22 protein-coding genes and 1 tRNA gene are annotated in these 16,680 nt (G+C 43.2%); 7 read left to right on the top strand and 16 right to left on the bottom strand.

Features of this window, described 5'->3' with window-relative positions; genetic code table 11:
* The first annotated feature begins 129 nt into the window (after nucleotides 1-129).
* The 3 genes from OCC_RS01850 (at nucleotide 130) to OCC_RS01860 (ending at nucleotide 1,701) form a co-directional block, all read left to right on the top strand.
* Nucleotides 130-206, top strand: a tRNA-Phe gene (locus OCC_RS01850).
* Nucleotides 207-269: 63 nt separating this feature from the next.
* On the top strand, nucleotides 270-533 hold the full coding sequence (locus tag OCC_RS01855) for a 50S ribosomal protein L35ae (protein ID WP_004066865.1): 264 nt from the start codon (nucleotides 270-272) through the stop codon (nucleotides 531-533).
* 31 nt (nucleotides 534-564) lie between these two features.
* Entirely contained in the window at nucleotides 565-1,701 is a 1,137-nt protein-coding gene (locus tag OCC_RS01860; RefSeq protein WP_004066863.1) for a tRNA (guanine(10)-N(2))-dimethyltransferase, read from the top strand.
* Here the strand turns inward: OCC_RS01860 and OCC_RS01865 are convergent, their stop codons facing one another.
* From OCC_RS01865 to OCC_RS01880, 4 genes are read right to left on the bottom strand one after another with little or no spacing between them, the layout of a single operon-like run.
* Nucleotides 1,702-3,066, bottom strand: coding sequence for an MATE family efflux transporter (locus OCC_RS01865; protein WP_004066861.1), 1,365 nt, complete (start codon nucleotides 3,064-3,066; stop codon nucleotides 1,702-1,704).
* A 60-nt stretch (nucleotides 3,067-3,126) separates the two neighbouring features.
* On the bottom strand, nucleotides 3,127-4,131 hold the full coding sequence (locus OCC_RS01870; protein ID WP_020953601.1) for an ABC transporter substrate-binding protein: 1,005 nt from the start codon (nucleotides 4,129-4,131) through the stop codon (nucleotides 3,127-3,129).
* Between the two features lie 54 nt (nucleotides 4,132-4,185).
* Nucleotides 4,186-4,374: a 50S ribosomal protein L37e gene (locus OCC_RS01875; protein ID WP_004066857.1), complete on the bottom strand. Its 189-nt coding sequence runs from the start codon at nucleotides 4,372-4,374 to the stop codon at nucleotides 4,186-4,188.
* A 17-nt stretch (nucleotides 4,375-4,391) separates the two neighbouring features.
* Nucleotides 4,392-4,622, bottom strand: a complete 231-nt coding sequence (locus tag OCC_RS01880) for an LSm family protein (protein ID WP_004066855.1) — start codon at nucleotides 4,620-4,622, stop codon at nucleotides 4,392-4,394.
* Between the two features lie 215 nt (nucleotides 4,623-4,837).
* On the opposite strand from OCC_RS01880, the gene OCC_RS01885 reads away from it, so the two are divergent.
* A complete protein-coding gene (locus OCC_RS01885) occupies nucleotides 4,838-6,031 on the top strand; it encodes a redox-regulated ATPase YchF (RefSeq protein ID WP_004066853.1) in 1,194 nt (397 codons plus the stop codon).
* Here OCC_RS01885 and cyaB read toward each other — a convergent pair.
* Genes cyaB through OCC_RS01900 form a run of 3 tightly spaced genes read right to left on the bottom strand, consistent with a single transcriptional unit; the run spans nucleotide 6,024 to nucleotide 7,552 of the window.
* Nucleotides 6,024-6,533: a class IV adenylate cyclase gene (gene cyaB / locus OCC_RS01890; RefSeq protein WP_004066851.1), complete on the bottom strand. Its 510-nt coding sequence runs from the start codon at nucleotides 6,531-6,533 to the stop codon at nucleotides 6,024-6,026. The genes OCC_RS01885 and cyaB overlap by 8 nt on opposite strands.
* A gap of 1 nt (nucleotide 6,534) precedes the next feature.
* Nucleotides 6,535-7,065: an Lrp/AsnC family transcriptional regulator gene (locus OCC_RS01895; protein WP_084684297.1), complete on the bottom strand. Its 531-nt coding sequence runs from the start codon at nucleotides 7,063-7,065 to the stop codon at nucleotides 6,535-6,537.
* A complete protein-coding gene (locus tag OCC_RS01900; protein ID WP_004066847.1) occupies nucleotides 7,019-7,552 on the bottom strand; it encodes a UbiX family flavin prenyltransferase in 534 nt (177 codons plus the stop codon). Before OCC_RS01900 ends, OCC_RS01895 begins: the two co-directional genes overlap by 47 nt.
* A gap of 131 nt (nucleotides 7,553-7,683) precedes the next feature.
* Here OCC_RS01900 and OCC_RS01905 point away from each other — a divergent pair, with 131 nt between their 5' ends.
* On the top strand, nucleotides 7,684-8,481 hold the full coding sequence (locus OCC_RS01905) for a DNA integrity scanning protein DisA nucleotide-binding domain protein (RefSeq protein WP_004066846.1): 798 nt from the start codon (nucleotides 7,684-7,686) through the stop codon (nucleotides 8,479-8,481).
* A gap of 15 nt (nucleotides 8,482-8,496) precedes the next feature.
* Here OCC_RS01905 and OCC_RS01910 read toward each other — a convergent pair whose 3' ends face one another.
* The 4 genes from OCC_RS01910 to OCC_RS01925 all read right to left on the bottom strand — a co-directional run bounded on the left by OCC_RS01910 (nucleotide 8,497) and on the right by OCC_RS01925 (nucleotide 12,360).
* Nucleotides 8,497-9,738 carry a sugar phosphate nucleotidyltransferase gene (locus tag OCC_RS01910; protein WP_004066844.1) on the bottom strand — a complete coding sequence of 414 codons (1,242 nt, stop codon included), beginning with the start codon at nucleotides 9,736-9,738 and terminating at the stop codon, nucleotides 8,497-8,499.
* A gap of 127 nt (nucleotides 9,739-9,865) precedes the next feature.
* Nucleotides 9,866-10,072: a FeoC-like transcriptional regulator gene (locus OCC_RS01915; RefSeq protein ID WP_004066842.1), complete on the bottom strand. Its 207-nt coding sequence runs from the start codon at nucleotides 10,070-10,072 to the stop codon at nucleotides 9,866-9,868.
* Between the two features lie 12 nt (nucleotides 10,073-10,084).
* Nucleotides 10,085-12,130, bottom strand: a complete 2,046-nt coding sequence (gene feoB, locus OCC_RS01920) for a ferrous iron transport protein B (protein WP_004066841.1) — start codon at nucleotides 12,128-12,130, stop codon at nucleotides 10,085-10,087.
* Nucleotides 12,130-12,360: a FeoA family protein gene (locus tag OCC_RS01925; RefSeq protein WP_004066839.1), complete on the bottom strand. Its 231-nt coding sequence runs from the start codon at nucleotides 12,358-12,360 to the stop codon at nucleotides 12,130-12,132. The genes feoB and OCC_RS01925 overlap by 1 nt, the downstream gene beginning before the upstream one ends.
* 216 nt (nucleotides 12,361-12,576) lie before the next feature.
* Here OCC_RS01925 and OCC_RS01930 point away from each other — a divergent pair, with 216 nt between their 5' ends.
* Nucleotides 12,577-12,924, top strand: a complete 348-nt coding sequence (locus OCC_RS01930; RefSeq protein ID WP_004066837.1) for a DUF4870 domain-containing protein — start codon at nucleotides 12,577-12,579, stop codon at nucleotides 12,922-12,924.
* Here the strand turns inward: OCC_RS01930 and OCC_RS01935 are convergent.
* The 4 genes from OCC_RS01935 to sppA are packed head-to-tail and all read right to left on the bottom strand — an operon-like array spanning nucleotide 12,921 to nucleotide 15,394.
* Nucleotides 12,921-13,910, bottom strand: a complete 990-nt coding sequence (locus OCC_RS01935; RefSeq protein ID WP_004066836.1) for an AI-2E family transporter — start codon at nucleotides 13,908-13,910, stop codon at nucleotides 12,921-12,923. The two genes, OCC_RS01930 and OCC_RS01935, sit on opposite strands and share 4 nt — an antisense overlap.
* 4 nt (nucleotides 13,911-13,914) lie before the next feature.
* Nucleotides 13,915-14,076 (bottom strand): PH1570 family protein, encoded by a 162-nt coding sequence (locus tag OCC_RS13060; protein WP_020953602.1) that lies wholly within the window; start codon nucleotides 14,074-14,076, stop codon nucleotides 13,915-13,917.
* Between the two features lie 23 nt (nucleotides 14,077-14,099).
* A complete protein-coding gene (locus OCC_RS13065; protein WP_020953603.1) occupies nucleotides 14,100-14,384 on the bottom strand; it encodes a PH1570 family protein in 285 nt (94 codons plus the stop codon).
* Between the two features lie 5 nt (nucleotides 14,385-14,389).
* On the bottom strand, nucleotides 14,390-15,394 hold the full coding sequence (gene sppA, locus OCC_RS01945; protein ID WP_004066834.1) for a signal peptide peptidase SppA: 1,005 nt from the start codon (nucleotides 15,392-15,394) through the stop codon (nucleotides 14,390-14,392).
* A gap of 87 nt (nucleotides 15,395-15,481) precedes the next feature.
* Here sppA and OCC_RS01950 point away from each other — a divergent pair, with 87 nt between their 5' ends.
* The gene (locus OCC_RS01950; protein ID WP_004066833.1) at nucleotides 15,482-16,288 is read left to right on the top strand and encodes a sugar phosphate isomerase/epimerase family protein; all 807 of its coding nucleotides are present in this window, start codon (nucleotides 15,482-15,484) and stop codon (nucleotides 16,286-16,288) included.
* Here the strand turns inward: OCC_RS01950 and OCC_RS01955 are convergent.
* A complete protein-coding gene (locus OCC_RS01955; protein WP_004066832.1) occupies nucleotides 16,285-16,671 on the bottom strand; it encodes a ribonuclease III family protein in 387 nt (128 codons plus the stop codon). The two genes, OCC_RS01950 and OCC_RS01955, sit on opposite strands and share 4 nt — an antisense overlap.
* Nucleotides 16,672-16,680 lie beyond the last annotated feature (9 nt).

Raw genomic sequence — 16,680 nt, forward strand, 5'->3', positions numbered from 1 at the left:
CCGCTTTTGGTTACCAATAGTTATTAAAATAATAACCCTTTATAAACTTTTCGATTTTAGTATAAAAGGGTAAGATTAACCTCACCGCAAGATTTATAAAGCGGGTTTAACCTTCTATAGTTTGAGTGCGGGGCGGTAGCTCAGCCTGGGAGAGCGCCGGACTGAAGATCCGGGTGTCGGGGGTTCAAATCCCCCTCGCCCCACCACGTTTTTCCTGTTCTGCGGAAACATAAAAATTTAAAAGTCTCATTCCATAGTGAGTTTCGGTGATGATAATGAAGGGCATCGTATTGAGCTACATGAGAAGTAAAGAGAACCAGCACAACAACCACATGATTATCAAACCTATCGGAATTGACAGCAGAGAGCAGGCATCAGGGCTAATAGGGAAGAAGGTAATATGGAAGAGCCCAAGCGGAAAGCTCCTTGTTGGCAAGATTACAAGAACCCACGGCACAAGAGGGGAAGTAAAGGTAAGGTTCGAGAGGCCTTTGCCCGGCCAAGCTCTAGGAGACTATGTTGAAATAAAGTGAACCCTCTTTCCTCTTTTTTGGAGGCAACTTAATGGAGCTAATCAAACTCAAAGAAGGGAAAGCTGAGATTCTTGTGCCTAAAGCAGAGCGTATTTACGACGCTCCCGTATTTTACAATCCGGTAATGGCATTAAACAGAGACTTGAGCGTTCTCCTCCTAAAGGTTGTAAAAGCAGAGAGAGTTTTAGACGCTTTATCCGCCACAGGTATTAGGGGAATAAGATACGCCTTGGAAACCGAAGCGGATGAAATCTGGCTCAACGATATAAATCCCGAGGCGTTTAAGCTGATAATTGAGAATTTAAAGCTCAATTTTGAAGGAGAACTAAAGATTAATGAGAGATCCGCAACTTTAAAGGACAAAAAAACGTTAATAGCCACAAACAAAGATGCAAACCTTTTAATGGCCGAAAAGTTCAGGTACTTTGACTTCCTTGACCTCGATCCTTTTGGCTCTCCAGTGGAGTTCCTAGATTCTTCCCTTAGGAGTTTAAAGAGAAAAGGAGTCCTTGCACTGACGGCAACAGACACAGCTCCCCTTTGCGGAGCTCATCCAAAGGCATGTCTGCGAAAGTATAATGCAAAGCCAGTAAGGGGAGAATTATGCCACGAAAGCGGTTTGAGGATTCTAATTGGAACTGTTGTCAGGTATGCGGCAAAATACGATCTTGGTGTTGAGGTTCTCTTTGCCTACTATAAAGACCACTACTTCAGAGCGTTCTTAAGGCTAAAAGATGGTGCAAAGGAAGGAGATAAGGCCCTCAAAAACCTTGGATATCTCTACTTCGATACAAAGGCGGGAGAGTTTGAAGTTGAGAGGGCTTTCTTGCCAAGTAAACCGGATGCCTTCGGACCGCTGTGGCTTGGCCCCCTTAAGAACCAGGAAATCGTGGAAAAGATGAACGCCGAGGATAAAGGCGAACTGGCTGAGAAAAAGAAAGTCTCCAAATTTTTGAACGTTGTTGTTGAAGAGCTCGACGTGCCCTTTTTCTACGATATCCACGCTCTGGCAAGGAGAAACTCCCTTGAGGTGAGAAAGCTTTCAGATATAGCGGCTATGCTCCAAGAAAAGGGATATAGGGTTAGTAGAACGCACTTTTCTCCCACGGCAATAAAAACCGACGCTCCTTTTGAAGAGGTTCTGGAGGCATTAAAAGCCCTTCAGTAGCTAAACCTTTATGTACTTCCATTTTCCCCCCTTAAATATCCACCAGAAGAAGAGCGCCGTTGTGAATGTCTCCAGCGTCATTGCAAGCCATGCCGCAATAACCCCCATTCCCCTAATGTGGATTATCCAGAAGGAGATTCCAAAGCCGAGAATGTAGGAAGGTATTATTCTAAACAAGAGCTTGCTTATTGCCGTTACGTACATCGGGCTCTTCGTGTCTCCAGCACCTCTGAGGGCACCACTGAGGACAAAAATCCATCCAAGGGGAATCTCACTTATCCCCACGATTATGAGATAAATGCTTGCGAGCCTAAGAACTTCAGCATAGTTCGGGTCGCTCTTTGTGACAAACGGCATGACAAGGTATTTGGGAAAGACCACCAAAATTATCGCCATGACCCCCATAAACACAGAGACCATTTTTAATGCCTCATAGACCACTTTTTCAGCCTTTTCTGGATTTCCCTCTCCAAGGCTCTGGCCAACCAAAGCCGATGCAGCAACGTTAAACCCAAAAGCCGGCATATAAGCAATGCTCTCCACCCTAAGTCCAACTTGGTGGGCTGCTAGTGCTATGGTACCAAAACGCGTGACGATGCTAATGTAGAGGAAGTTGTAAAAGCTGAATATAACCCTCTCAATGGTTGCAGGGATTCCTATTCTTAAGATTCTCTTTATGGTTTCGAATTCAGGTTTAAACGATGGTCTAAACTTTAAAACGAGAGAACCCTTTAGAAAGAGAACCAATCCCACTATAAAGGCAATGAGAATTGACAAGCCTGAAGCTAACGCCGCTCCAACGACCTCAAGTCTTGGAAGACCAAAATGCCCGAATATTAAACCGTAGTTTAAGAAAACGTTTGCCCCGTTGGTCAGGAGGCTCAGCTTCATTGGGGTTTTTGTATCTCCAGCACCTCTAAGGGCACTAAAAGCTGCAAATGCCATAAAATTCACAGGATAAAACAGGAAGAATACACGTATGTACGAGTACCCAAGTCTCACAACCTCTTCACTCGCACCCATTATTCTCAACGCATCATCTCCAAAGAAAAGACCGAACAGCATCACCGGAATGCTCATTATAAATGCCAGATATATGCTCTGCTCAAGCACCTTCTCAGCGGTTTCAATGTCCTTAGCCCCCACAAATCTGGCAACCAGTGCAAGAGTTCCAGTAGAGATTGCAAACATGAGTGGCATCATAAACCAAGAAAACTGCCCTCCAAGGCCAACGCTTGCTATAGCCAAAGAGCCGAGCTGTCCTACCATTATCATATCCACTAGGTTTACCAGAGTTTGGCCTATATTAGCGAGGATAGCAGGCCATGCCAGTGACCATAGCTTTTTTCTTAGTTCGCCGTCCATGGTGCTCACTTAGATTGTTGTCTTAACGATTAGAGACAGAATAAAAAGAAGCATAGGGGGTTAAAAATCTTTTGCTAGAATGGAATCAAGGTTGAAGACCTTAAGACCAAAACGCTCCAAGGTTGATTCTATCTGCTCTTCGCTCAATCTGTAATCAAAAACAAATCCTTTTAACCCCGCTTTTGCTTCTTCTTTGCTAAATCCAAAGAGGCTAACCATTATCTCCAAAGCTTCTTTCTTCCTTTCCTCTAACCTTTCGGTGTTCTCCCTGTACAACTCCATAAATTCTTTGAAGATCTCCCCGTTAGTTTTTAGAAACTCTCGGTTTACCCCCAAAGTACAGCAGGGGAATAACCCAAACTTTTCCGTGTACCTATACACCTTAAACCCTTTCTTCTCCAGCTTGCTCAGATAGGGCTCCCATATGCTCAGACCGTCGATCTCCCCTTCCAGAAATGATTTCATAATCTCCTCCGGCTTCTTGAAATAGACCACGTTCACCTTGCCAATGAGATCGTGCTTTTCCAGAAAGAGCTTCAGCATCGTTTCCATCGTGGAGAGCTCGGACGAGCCTATGGTTATCCCCTCTTTGAGTTCTTTCCTAACAACAAGGCCACTTCCCCCGAAACCACAGCCCGCAGCGATTTTCAAGCTCTTGGTCAAAAGTCCAAAAAGTACTTGGGTCACTAATGGTGAACATGCCAGATCAACTTTGCCCAATGCTAAAGCATTTGTAAGCTCCAAGGCGCTGCTGTAAACGATTACCCTAACATCGTGCTTTTTTTCAAGATCTCTGGCTGTCAAAAGGGCATGAGGATACTCAGCGGCCTTTAACACCCCAAGTCTGAGAAGCCCCTTAATAGGAAATGGTGCTTCTTCAACAAGCCATATCCTATAGGCTTTTTTTCCTATCTCTCTTCTTACAATCATTTTTTCAGATTCCAGGCTTTCAATCGCCTCGGCTATTGTGGATCTGGAGTAACCGAGTTCGTAGAGTTCACTTTGAAGTGCCCCTTCATGAGATTTTTCCCTAAGATACTCCAAAATATCATCTTTAGCACTCATGAGAAAGGATAAGAATGCAGTGCTTTTATAATTTATCTCCAAAAAGAAAGAAAATCAGAGGACGTTCTTTGCCTTCTTCCACTTGTGACTCCAGCTGTATTTCCTTAGTCGCCTGCTTCTTCCAAAACCGCAAGCTGCACAGTAGCCTTTTCTAACGTTGAAGGCTTTTCTCCCGCATCTTCTGCACTTTATGTGAGTGGGAGTTCTGTTTCTTTTTCCATGAGGAGCTGTTCCACTTCCCACGAAGCCTCACCTCTCGCTCATTCTATCTCAACCGGGGAGATAGCCAACACATTGTCCCCTCTAATAACGATCTTGCCATAATTCTTCTTTGGCTCACCATCTTCAATAAGCTGGGCATCAGCCAAAACAACGTTCAGGTGGATATCATAACCGATGAGTCTTCCTCTAAACTCGGCTCCTCTCTTGAGGATCACCAAAACTTCCTTATCAAGTGACTTGTGTATAACATCGAGTGGTCTTTCCGCCATTTTTCTTCCCTCCTAAATAATCAAAGATAGAGTTCACAGTGATAACGGGAAGCTTGCTTTATAACTCTTTCCCTTCTTGAGCATAAGTCTAATTAAGGGGAGAAGCAAAAGAGAGTGAGGGTGAAAAAATGAAGCTAATTGATGTATCAAGAACGGTCATGGAGCAGGTCTTAGGAGTTGAAAAGGGAGAATTCACAATACGCTGAGGTGATAGCATGGAAATTGGGGTTGTAGGAAAACCAAACGTGGGGAAGTCTACATTTTTCGCCGCTGCTACGCTTGTGGATGTGCAAATAGCGAATTATCCTTTCACAACAATAGAAGCCAACATAGGAGTTAGCTACGCAACCGCGGAGCATCCATGCAAAGAGCTCAACTGCACTCCAAATCCACAGAACTACCAGTACAAAGACGGAATTGCCCTAATTCCAATAAAGATGATAGACGTTGCTGGATTAGTGCCCGGAGCTCATGAAGGAAGGGGTTTGGGGAACAAGTTCTTAGACGACTTAAGGATGGCATCCGCTCTAATACATGTGGTTGATGCAACTGGAAAAACCGATGCCGAGGGACAACCAACTGATTACCACGATCCCGTCGAGGATATAGAATTTTTGGAGAAAGAAATAGACTACTGGATATATGGAATTCTAAGAAAAAACTGGGAGAAGTTTGCCAAGAGAATAAAAATGCAGGGTTTAAAGCTTTCTAAGGCAATAGCTGAGCAGCTTACTGGAATTGGGGTTAGCGAAGATAACGTACTCGATGCCATGCACAGGGTAAATTTAAGCGATGATCCAACAAAATGGAGCGATGAGGAGTTGTTTAACTTTGTGCGAGAGCTCAGGAAGATAAACAAGCCCATAATCATAGCCGCAAACAAAGCCGACGCTGCCGATGATGAGCAGATAAAGCGATTAATAGGAGAAGGTGAGAAAAGGGGATACATCGTAATGCCGACATCGGCCGCTGCCGAGCTAACACTCAGAAAAGCCGCTAAAGCAGGCTACATTGACTACATCCCAGGATCGGGAGATTTCAAGATCTTAAAGCCTTTGAACGAAAAGCAAAAGCACGGGTTGGAGCTAATTAGGGAGAAGGTGCTCAACAGATTTGGCTCAACAGGAGTTCAAGAGGTGATAAACAGAGCAGTTTTTGAGCTCCTTCAGCTAATTCCAGTTTATCCCGTGGAGGATGAGCACAAGCTAACAGATCAATTTGGAAACGTTCTGCCGCATGTGTTCTTAATGAAGAAGGGCTCAACGCCGAGAGACCTTGCGTTTAAAGTGCACACCGATTTGGGAAGGACCTTCCTTTATGCCATCAATGCTAAAACCCACAGAAGAGTGGGAGAAGACTACGAGCTTCAGTTCAACGACATCATAAAGATAGTTGCCATCGCTAGGTAGATCCTTTTTCTTTTATAAGCTCCTGGTAAAGCCTTGGCTCAACATCTTCCTCCTTTAGTCCAAGTCTCCTCGCAACTTTCCATATCTCCCTTTTAGCATCTTCCACGTTATCGCTTATGACCTCTATATCCAGAAAATCCCCAAGTCCCTCAACCCGGTTTAGCTCAAAAGTAACGTTGCCAAGCCTGTACACATGTCGGTGTTTCTTAACCCATATATCCTCTTTAAATCCTAAACGCTTTAAAATATCCCTAATTTTGTCAAAATCCTTCACTTCTACCTCTATTTCATCAAACTCCTCATTTCTCTTGTCTTTGATCTCCTTGTATCCCAAGATTACTTCACCTGTATTTACAATACGCCTAATGCGAAGAAGGTTGGGGAGAGGAATATCAAAGTAGAGATCCTCCTGAACTTCCTCTCTAACCAGTTCAGCTCCTAGTCTCTCTATCTTCTCCTTTATTTCATCGAAGAGGACTTTGAATTTCACTTCAACTTCCATACTAGATCCCTAGAAGCAATCCCTTAATTTCCTCTCCCTTCTTGAACTCTTCTATTGGATAAACTACAATCTCCCGTACGCTTGGTATGCTTTTTATATTTTCCTCAATGAACTCATTTAACTCCTTTTTTGTTTCCGCCCCAACGAGAGCCACTATCCGCTCATCCTCAGTTTTTGCCACCAAGAGAACATTGGGGAGGTTTGCCAGGTTTTTTGATACATACTCGAGGTATCTGCCTAGGAACTCCTCTATAACTGGTTTTTCTATCCCTAAGACTATGAAGGCAACCTCCTTAGGCCTTGCGGCTTCACCCAGGACTATCGTGTATTTTTCTATAACTCCCCTCTCAATGAGCTTCTTTATTCTAAAGTGTATGGTGGACTCTGGCTTACCCAACCTCTCGCTAATTTCTGAAATTGTTACCCGGGCATCTTCCTTGAGCACCTTCAAAATCGCTCTATCCAGATCATCTAAATATATCACCTTACTCCCCCCACCGCCTGTACAAATTATGGGATATGCTGAGAACATCTAAAATTTTTCCAATTATAAAATTAACGATGTCGTCTAAATTTTTAGGCTTATGGTAATAACCTGGAGATGCTGGCATAACAATAGCTCCTGCTTGGGTAACCTTTAACATGTTTTGGATATGCACCAAGTTTAAAGGGGTCTCCCTTATCAGCAATACTACCTTCCTTCGTTCTTTTAGAGCAACGTCTGCAGCCCTCGTAATAAGGTTATCAGCATACCCATTAGCTATAGCACTCAGTGTTTTCATTGAACACGGAGCCACAACAAGGGCATCAAACCCATAAGAACCAGAGGCTATTGGTGCAAAGAGATCATTCTCCCTGAAATCAGGCTTAAATTCAATGCCTAGTTCATACTCTATAACCTTCAAAGCCGTCTCCGAGGCAACGCTAACGACCTCATGCCCCAACTCTTTTAGAACCTCAACTAATCGAATCCCATAAATAACTCCACTCGCCCCAGTAATGGCAACCACGATTCTCATAGCTCTTCACCATTTCGCGTACTTTTATGTTTAGGTACTTAAAATACTTTGTGAAGTTCGCAAGGGATGCATTGTTTTTCGAAACAATGTTTATAAGGTTAAGTTGCTCATATTTACACTCAGGTGTGAAGATGAAGGGAAATGACTACGCAGAGGTTCTTCTCAAAAAAGCCCTAGAGCTCACAAGGCTCTTGGACATTAAAGCCTTAGTTGTAATTGGCATAGAACTAAAAAAGCCCCCCAAAGTGGACATACCAATCCTTCTAGTGGGGAGAGAAACAAGCAGACAACATAACCTTAAAACCCTTCCCCTTCCCCTCTCAATGGGAACCAAAAATCTCGTAAATTTAGCTTCGAGCTTTATGATAGCCGAGGGGATAATCAAAGAGGGGGAAACGTTCATATACGTGACCCCATCCACGTTGGGCATTAGAAAAGCTAAAAAAGCAGTAGAGGTCGAAGATGAGTTTTTCTCCCAAATTGAACACATTTTCCAGGAAGTTCTTGAGCTTGCCATAGAGCTTAGCCTTGAGGGCAGGGAAGGAAAGCCAATAGGGACGATATTCGTAATAGGAGATACAAAAAACGTTATCAAACATTCCCATCAGATGGTGCCAAATCCCTTTAAGGGATACAAAATAAACATCTTTGATAAGGGGAGTAAAGAGATCATAAAGGAATTTGCCTTTTTAGATGGAGCTTTTGTTATAAGCAAGTCGGGTAGAGTATTATGCGCAGGAAGGTATTTGGATATTGATTTTAAGAAGGTAAGTGTGAACATTCCTTCTGGATTAGGGAGCAGGCACTTGGCAGCAGCAGGAATTTCAAAAGTTACCAAAGCAATAGCGATAACGGTCTCAGAGAGTGGGATAGTGAGGGTCTTCAAAGATGGAAAGATAATCTTCGAGTACAACCCAAGACTGCATTAAATAAAAAATAAAGGATCAGAAGAGCCATTGGTTTTCTATACACTCATCACATGGCGGCTTTTCTGCTGCTATTGCCTTGAACTTTGAGTATATACACTCCGGCAGTCCCAGAGGGCATCTTTCCGGGGTAAGTTCTGGCCTTACCTTAGTCGGGTCAAGCTTTATCTTTAGATACGCCTCGTACTCCTCAACTTTCTTCCATGGGAGTACTTTGGCACCGTATATTACGAGATTGTCATGAATTCTTGCGTAGTCTCCAATTACTGCGTTCTCTTTTAGGATAACGTTTCTGCCAACTACGACACCTTCTCCAAGAATTGAGTCCTTCAGCTCACTTCTCTCCCTTATTATATCGTGTCCCAGGAGTATTGACCTCTTGAGGTATGCCTTGTCCTCAATAATAGTGTTTGGCCCTATGTAAGTGTAGGCTTTGATTTTGACTCCATGTCCTATCTTGACACCTCTGTCAATGTATACCGGCCCTTGTATCTCAACATCCTCTGGCACTTCAGCTCCTTCTTTTACTGTATAATAGCCATTGTTTTTAGCTATCTCATCTAGCGCAACTTGGTGAGCATAGAAGAAATCTTCTGGAGTTCCCAAGTCGACCCAATAGTTTTCTCTTGGCATCATGTATCCATAAACTTGTCCCTGACTTACAAGTCTTGGAAGGATTTCTCTCTCAAAGTATATTTCTTTTCCTTTGGGTATTTCCTTCAAAACTTCTTTGTTGACCATGTAAATTCCCGCATCTACTATGTTGCTCTTAGGCTTTAGAGGCTTTTCTTCAAAATCAATTATCTTTCCTTCTTCGTCTGTAACGACGACACCGTATTTCTCTGGATCATAGACCTTTGTAAGTGCTACCGTTACAAGCCCCTCGTTTTCTCTGTGTGCTTTTATAAGCTCCTCAAAGTTGAAGTTAGTAAAGACGTCTCCGTAAATAACTAAGAACTCCTCACCTACAAACTCTTCAATGTTCTTAAGGGCTCCTCCTGTTTCTAAGGGCATTGGATCATTGACAAACCTAATATCCTTTGGATAATCGCTCATCTTGTCCTCTATAAATTCCCTAATCTCCCCTCTCATGTAGTGTACTGAAAGGATAACCTCGTCGATCTCCTTTATCTTCTCCAAGTTTTCGAGTATGTACTGGAGATTTGGCTTGCCAAGAACCGGGATCATGGGCTTTGGTCTAGTTGAAGAGAGTGGCCTTAATCTTGTTCCAAAACCACCAGCAAGAATAACCGCTTTCATAGTATCACCAATAATACATTAGGCTATCGCCTTAAATATTTTACGTGGATTAAATATTCCCTCAATGAACAGATTTTCAGCCTATGTATTCTTCTTGTCATCCTTCTTGAGCTCATAGAGGCTGCCTTTAAACACAACTGCCCGGACAAATTTTCTTTAGAGGACAATTCTGGCACGAAGAGCCCATCTCGACTTTTTCCACGTAGCCCAGGCTTTCTAGGATTTTTATAATTCCTTCAACCTCATCAACCGTAAGATCTAACCTCTCAGCTATTTCCTTGGATGTTCTCACTCCACTCTTTATCAATTCCAGCACATCATCAAGTTTCCCCATCTACTTCACCCATCAAAACCCAAGCAAGAGACCAATGTTGTAAACGAGTATGCCAACTAAGCTCGCAAGCAAAAGGTTGTAGAGAGAGGCTACCAAAGCCCACTTATTCCCTCCTTCGGCTCTTATTGCCCCTATTGTGGCTATACAAGGAATATACAAAGTGGTTACCAAGGCTAAGACAAATGCCTGTAGTGGAGTCATAGCACTCTGCATCAGCGATATGAGAGCCTCTTCGCTTTCTCCTATGCCGTATATTATGCCATATGTTGCAATAACGTTCTCCTTGGCTATTATCCCAAAGATCAAACTTACCGCAGCTTTCCAGTCAAGACCCATGAGCAGTGTAAAAGGCTCAAAAACTTTTCCAAGCTTTTCTGCATAACTCAAGCCGCTACCTATGGGTTCAGGATAAGTGCTTAGATACCATATCGCCACAGAGCCAAGTAGAATTACTGTACCAGCTTTCCTTAAAAATTCCTTGCTTCTCTCCCATGAATGCACTACCGCGACTTTCCATGATGGAAGAGAATACTCGGGAAGTTCTATTACGAACGGGCTCTCCTCTCCTTTAACAACAAATTTTCCAAGGATTAGAGCCGAAAGTAAAGCGAGAAAGAGGGAAATTGCATATATGCCCACTGCCACAAGGGCTTTATAGTCGCTAAAGAATGCCCCGGCTAGGAAAGTTATAACGACCATTCTTGCACTGCAGGGCACGAGTGGATTTATCAGCATGGTTAATATTCTGTCCCTTTCATCTTCTAACGTTCTTGTTGCCATTATAGCTGGAACGTTGCATCCAAATGCCAAAACCATCGGGATAAAGCTCTTTCCTGGAAGACCAAACTTTCTCATTATCCTTTCCATGACGACAGCCGCTCTAGCCATATACCCACTGTCTTCAAGAATTGACATTGCAATAAACAGCAAGAAAACCAATGGGAAAAAGCTTAACACTGAGCCAACACCGCCTATGATCCCATCAACAATAAGACCCCTCGCGGTTTCATTACCTATAAATGGCGCAACAAATTCACCGAATGATGCAAAAGCATTGTCCAGGAACTCCTGCATGGGAGTGCCTATTGTGAACACAAACTTGAACAGAACGTAGAATACTCCCAAAAGCCCCAAGAGTCCGTAAACTGGATGAGTGAGAATTCTATCTATCTGGTCGCTGAAAGTTTCTTTGACTTCTCCAAAGTGAGTGACGAATTGATGCATAAGCCGATCTATAAACTCGTACTTTTGATTTGCTATTACGATGTCAAGGGAGCGCTTATAGTAAACCTCCAGCTCGCTTATATGCTTAAGTATTTCATCCATTTTTTCCGGGCCGAGATAGTTCAAAACGAGCTTTATTACCTCTTGATCTCTGGCGAGGAGCTTTATTGCCAGCCATCTGATGTTGTACATCTCCTCCAATGGAGTCTCTCTCAAAAGGTTGGAGATGTGCTCTATCTCCCTTTCTATCGGTTCCTCGTATACGGGGATTATGGGACTTGCAGTTATTCTCCCCTCCGCCATGCTAGCTATTGTTCTTTTCAATTCTTCCAGCCCCTCACCCTCTTTGGCATTTGTTGGAACTACCGGAACCCCCAGAACCTTTTCCATTTTCTTAACATCAAAGCGAACTCCCCTTTTTCTTGCGATGTCGATCTTATTTAAGGCAATGACAACGTTTTTGACTCCCATCTCGAATATCTCCATCGTCAAAAAGAGGTTCCTCATAAGACAAGAGGCATCGACTATATCCACAATAACATCCGCATTCCCACTGAGAATAAAATTTCTCGCAATGAGTTCGTCTATAGAATCTGCGGTAAGAGAATACGTCCCCGGGAGATCTACTACCAAAAACTCCTTTTCGCGGTATTTCATTATCCCTTCTTTCTTTTCAACCGTTACTCCAGGCCAGTTCCCCACGTGCTGTCTAAGGCCAGTTAGGGCATTGAAGATCGTGGTTTTCCCTACATTTGGATTGCCCGCTAATGCAACGACTTTTAGACCATTTTTCTTTTCCTCGGGAACTTTTTCAGCACTGCAACAAGAGCTCATCAAAGCTCCCTCCTAACTATGATCTTCTCTGCCACACCTTTTCCCAGAGCTATCCGAGTATTCCCAATAGCGATTATATAAGGCCCCGGGTTGCCTGATTTGACCACAAAAATCTTTGTCCCGGGGGCTATTCCCATCCCCAAGAGCCTCTGCCTAGCCCTATGCCCCCCTTGGATGTCAACCACAATACCTTTCTCTCCCTCGCGCATCTGAGTTAACCGCACATACATGAGCATCACCATTAGGCAAACCTAATTCCGTTTATGAGATATATAGACTACCTTAAAAAGATTTGGTGGGTCTAAAACTCCAAAAAAGTTTGAACATCAAAGAGAAATGGTTCTAGTATGCTCTCTCCATGGTGCTATTGTTACATACAAAAAGGCAAAGTATTTAAGGACAAAAATACAAAATATTACTGGAATAATTTCAAAGGAGGACATGAAATGGAAGAAGAAAAGAAAACATCACTTGGGCTTGATGAAAATGTGGAAGGGGCTCTTGCATATCTTCTTGGATGGCTGACGGGGATACTCTTTCTCCTGCTTGAAAAGGAGAGCGATTTTGTGAGATTTCATGCAATGCAATCAACAATTACGTTCCTTGCGATAACAGTAATTGACATAATATTTGGAGCCATTCCGTTTTTTGGCTGGATACTGGGCTCACTGGTAACATTGATTGGGCTTATACTGTGGATACTCGGCATGGTAAAAGCCTACCAAGGCGAATACTACAAGTTCCCAATAGTGGGAGAAATAGCAGAAAAGCAAATAAAGAGCTTTAATATTTAGCCTTCTCGTTTTTGTTCTTTCCACTCTTCTAGCAGTGTTGAAAGCAAGCCCAGAGCCACTGGTCCAATTATCAGCCCCTTTATCCCAAAGCCCATTATTCCTCCAAATATCCCCACCAGCGCAAGGGCAGGATTTATTTTTGCACCTTCCGCAACAAGTTTTGGCCTAATTGTGATGTCTGGACCAGGAGAGATCAAAATTACACCATATACTGAGAGCATAATCCCCGCAAAGATATTTCCTTGGGTAGATAGGTATATTGCCCCAGCTATCCACACTATCCAGCCTCCGATAACGGGTAGGAGCTCAAGGATAATACAGAGTATTCCAGCTGCGATTGCCCCACTAAGGTTCGTCACTCCAAAGACATAAAAGCCCAAGGTTAGCAGAAAGCCTTTAAAGATGCTCAGCATAAGCCAAGTCCTCAAAATAGCATTTAATGTCTCTTTTCCCTTTTCTATTAGCTCCACACCCAAATCTCTCCTCTCCTCGGGCAGTAATGCGTAAAGCTCTTCAGACAAAGCCCTGGAGTGGACGAGTATTCCATAAAAGACTGCTATGAACACAACAGCTTGAAGAAGTAACTTGGGTATGGATAAGGTGTAGTTGAGAAGGTATTCGCTCATCTTCTCCGAAACCCTTTCAATCAAAATCGCAGCCGATTGCCCTATATCTGGGGGAAGGTTTAAGGACAAAAACCAATTGAGTGCCTCGTTTATGTAGATTACTAACGATCTGGTCACATCCCTAAACCATAGCACTATGCCAAATATAAACCCAATCAACAGCAAGGTCATCAAAGCCGATAGCAATATGGCAGACTTTTTTGTATCAAGATTCTTTGCAAGCCTTTCATGGAGGGGATGAAGAATGTATGCAACCGTTAAGGCAAAGATTATCGGGGTGATAAGAGGTTCCACGGTTTTCCATACAATGAAGAGAATTATAAGAGAGACGGCAATCCAGACGATGTGCTCAGTCTTCATACAATCATCTCCTAAGGTATTTGAGGATCAAATCTTTAGCCTGTGGTTTGTTAAATACAAACAGGGTTTTTCTAGCTTCATCAAGCAAGAAATTTTTCCCAACGATCAAAAGCCCATCCTTTAGCTTGTATATCTCTGCACTCTTGACCTCAATAAGGCCTTTCACATCCTCTGGAGCCTCTATCTCCTTTAGTAGACTCTCCCCCCATCAATCAAAGCCTGGCTAATGAACTTGGGCTTGCTCAATCTAAGCTCTTCTGGAACAACTTCACTGTAATCCATAAAGATTCCCCAAAACTCCTTGGCACATTCAAAGGGATACACGTATTCGCTGCCATATATAGGCTGGTAAAGCTCATAGATAATAGACAGCAAAACTTTTCTCGCATCTCCCCCATAGTATTCAATTCTCAGGTTAAATTTTCCGTCTTCAAAGCCGTTCTCAAACACCTCGAGGTGCTCTTCACACTGCATCCGCATCACCTCCGTATATAGGAGGCGATGTAATTGGGAGGCATGTAGAGTGAAGAGCTCTCATAAATGCCAAATTCTGTCTTTTGGGCATCATAAAGCACAACATTTGCACTCTTTACGCCGATAATGCCTTCAAGGATTTTTATTGCATAGTCTATGTCACCGGTGTCGTCAATCAGAGTGCCCTTAACATCGCTCGCAAACCACACCCTTCCGTTACCGTATTTCTTCGTCGTGTTCATGTCGAGCTTTCTTCCCTCGCTAACAACTTGGAGGAAATACTCAAAGTATGTATCTATTGTCCTCTTTATCATCTCTCTTTCCTCATCCGTGAGGTCTCTCCACTCCGCACCCATGTCTTTGTATTTACCCGTCTTGAACACATTCACCTTGATACCGTTTTGAGCATAGTTTTGCTCCAGGTTATAGTGGACGTAAAGAACGCCAATGCTTCCAACCTCAGCAAGGGGATCGGCTATTATCTTATCAGCGGCACATGCGAGGAAATAACCTCCTGAAGCAGCCATACCTCCGGTATAAGCAACTGTCGGCTTTTCATACGATAGTTTTTTCAGCTCTTTGTAAATGGTTATAACCGGCCCTACATAGCCTCCGGGACTTTCAATCCACAGAACAACTCCATTTATGGTGTCATTTTTCCTTATCTCTCTGATTTTAGAAATTACATCCAGAGCGGTGGTCTCATCAATTGGGCCCACTACGGGCAGTATTGCCACGGTTACATTGGCTTCTTCGCTCACATTTCCTCTCACCTGGCTTTTGAGATATTCAATCTCCCTCTGAAGCTCCTCTATTTTTGCTTGAAGGGCTAACGTGGCGTTGCTCTCTACCTCCTTTACGGTTTCGTTGTAAACCACCGTAAAATTCCTCTCTTGAAGAGCCCTCTGCAGTTCAGTGTTTTGAGTATAAAGAAGAACTCCCGCAACCGTTGCTAACGCTAGAAGGAGCGTGAGGATGAAGCTGAGATACTTCCATATTTCTCTCTCCATCAGAATCACCTAAAGTGAAATGGCTTTGGAAACTTTTAAATTTGGTGTTTCCATAATCTCTAGCAAAAGCAGAAAAAGGTGTAAGACATGGAGATAGGAGTAAGTGTTTATCCCCATTTTGTGAACAAAGGGAAGGGTCTGCCCTCAGTTTTAGCAGAGCTGAAGATTAAAGATTATGATTTTGTCCAGATATTTCCCCATACACTTGGCTTAATAAAAAACGGACAGGTAATAGAAAAGAACTTGCGCTCAATAGAAAATGCCCTAAGGGGAGTTGGAATAAACTACACAATTAGAATGCCCACCTCAGTGAATTTGAGGGACAGCGTATACTACACCAGACATTTCAAAGTAGCCAAAGCAATAATGGATGTAGCAATAAAGCTCGGCTCAAAGATAGTAGTCATGCAAAGCGGCCGCACTGGAAGGCTTGACCTAGAGATAGAAGCCCTTCAAGAGCTGGCGGAGATGGCGAAGAACTTTGGAATTAAAATTGCCCTCGAAAACACCTACAGCGTTAAAGACACACTTTACGTTGTTGAAAGCGTTAATAAAGAAAACGTGGGTTTTGCCCTTGATTTAGGGCACGCTTTTCTAAGTGCCCAAGGAGACGAAAGCAGATTTTTAGAGGATGTAAAGCTCGGTACAGATAAGACGATAATCCTTATGATTCACGATAACTTCGGAAAGCTCTTCCCACAGGTAGAGCCAGAGGATGCCCTGGCATATGGCGTTGGAGACCTTCACCTGATGCCTGGAGAAGGAAAAATCCCCTTCGGAAAAGTGCTAAAGCTTTTCGGTGATGTGCCGTTATTGCTCAAAGTCAAAGATCCCGACACTTTCGCAAAGCTTCCCTCAAAGAGGGGATTGATAGAAATCCTCACCAGCATTTAAAGCTCCAGTTTCTCTTTTATTATCTTTAAAAGCTCTCCAAAAGCATTGCCAATCACTTCTTTCTTTCTAGAAGGATGGAGAACATCTGGAGTAAAATTCCGCTTGAGAATTGACACAGCTTCTTCTATGGTTATTTTCCTCTCAAGCCAAGCGTAGGCTAAAATTGCCTCGGCAATATCGCCTCTTCCATGTTTATCTGTTCTTGGTGGTACATAGCTTAAGAGCTTAGCCTTCTCAAGGGCAATGCTCAGTGATGCATTGGGCACTCTCCCAGCACTGGGATAGCCGAGGTACTCACTTAAGGCGAGAGAAAAGATAAAATTAACAAGCGAATCCCCAAACTTTGAGAGATTCTTATCGTTAAAGTCCATAGAATACTCCATTCTTCACCC

The sequence above is a fragment of the Thermococcus litoralis DSM 5473 genome, assembly GCF_000246985.2.
Lineage (GTDB): Archaea > Methanobacteriota_B > Thermococci > Thermococcales > Thermococcaceae > Thermococcus_A > Thermococcus_A litoralis.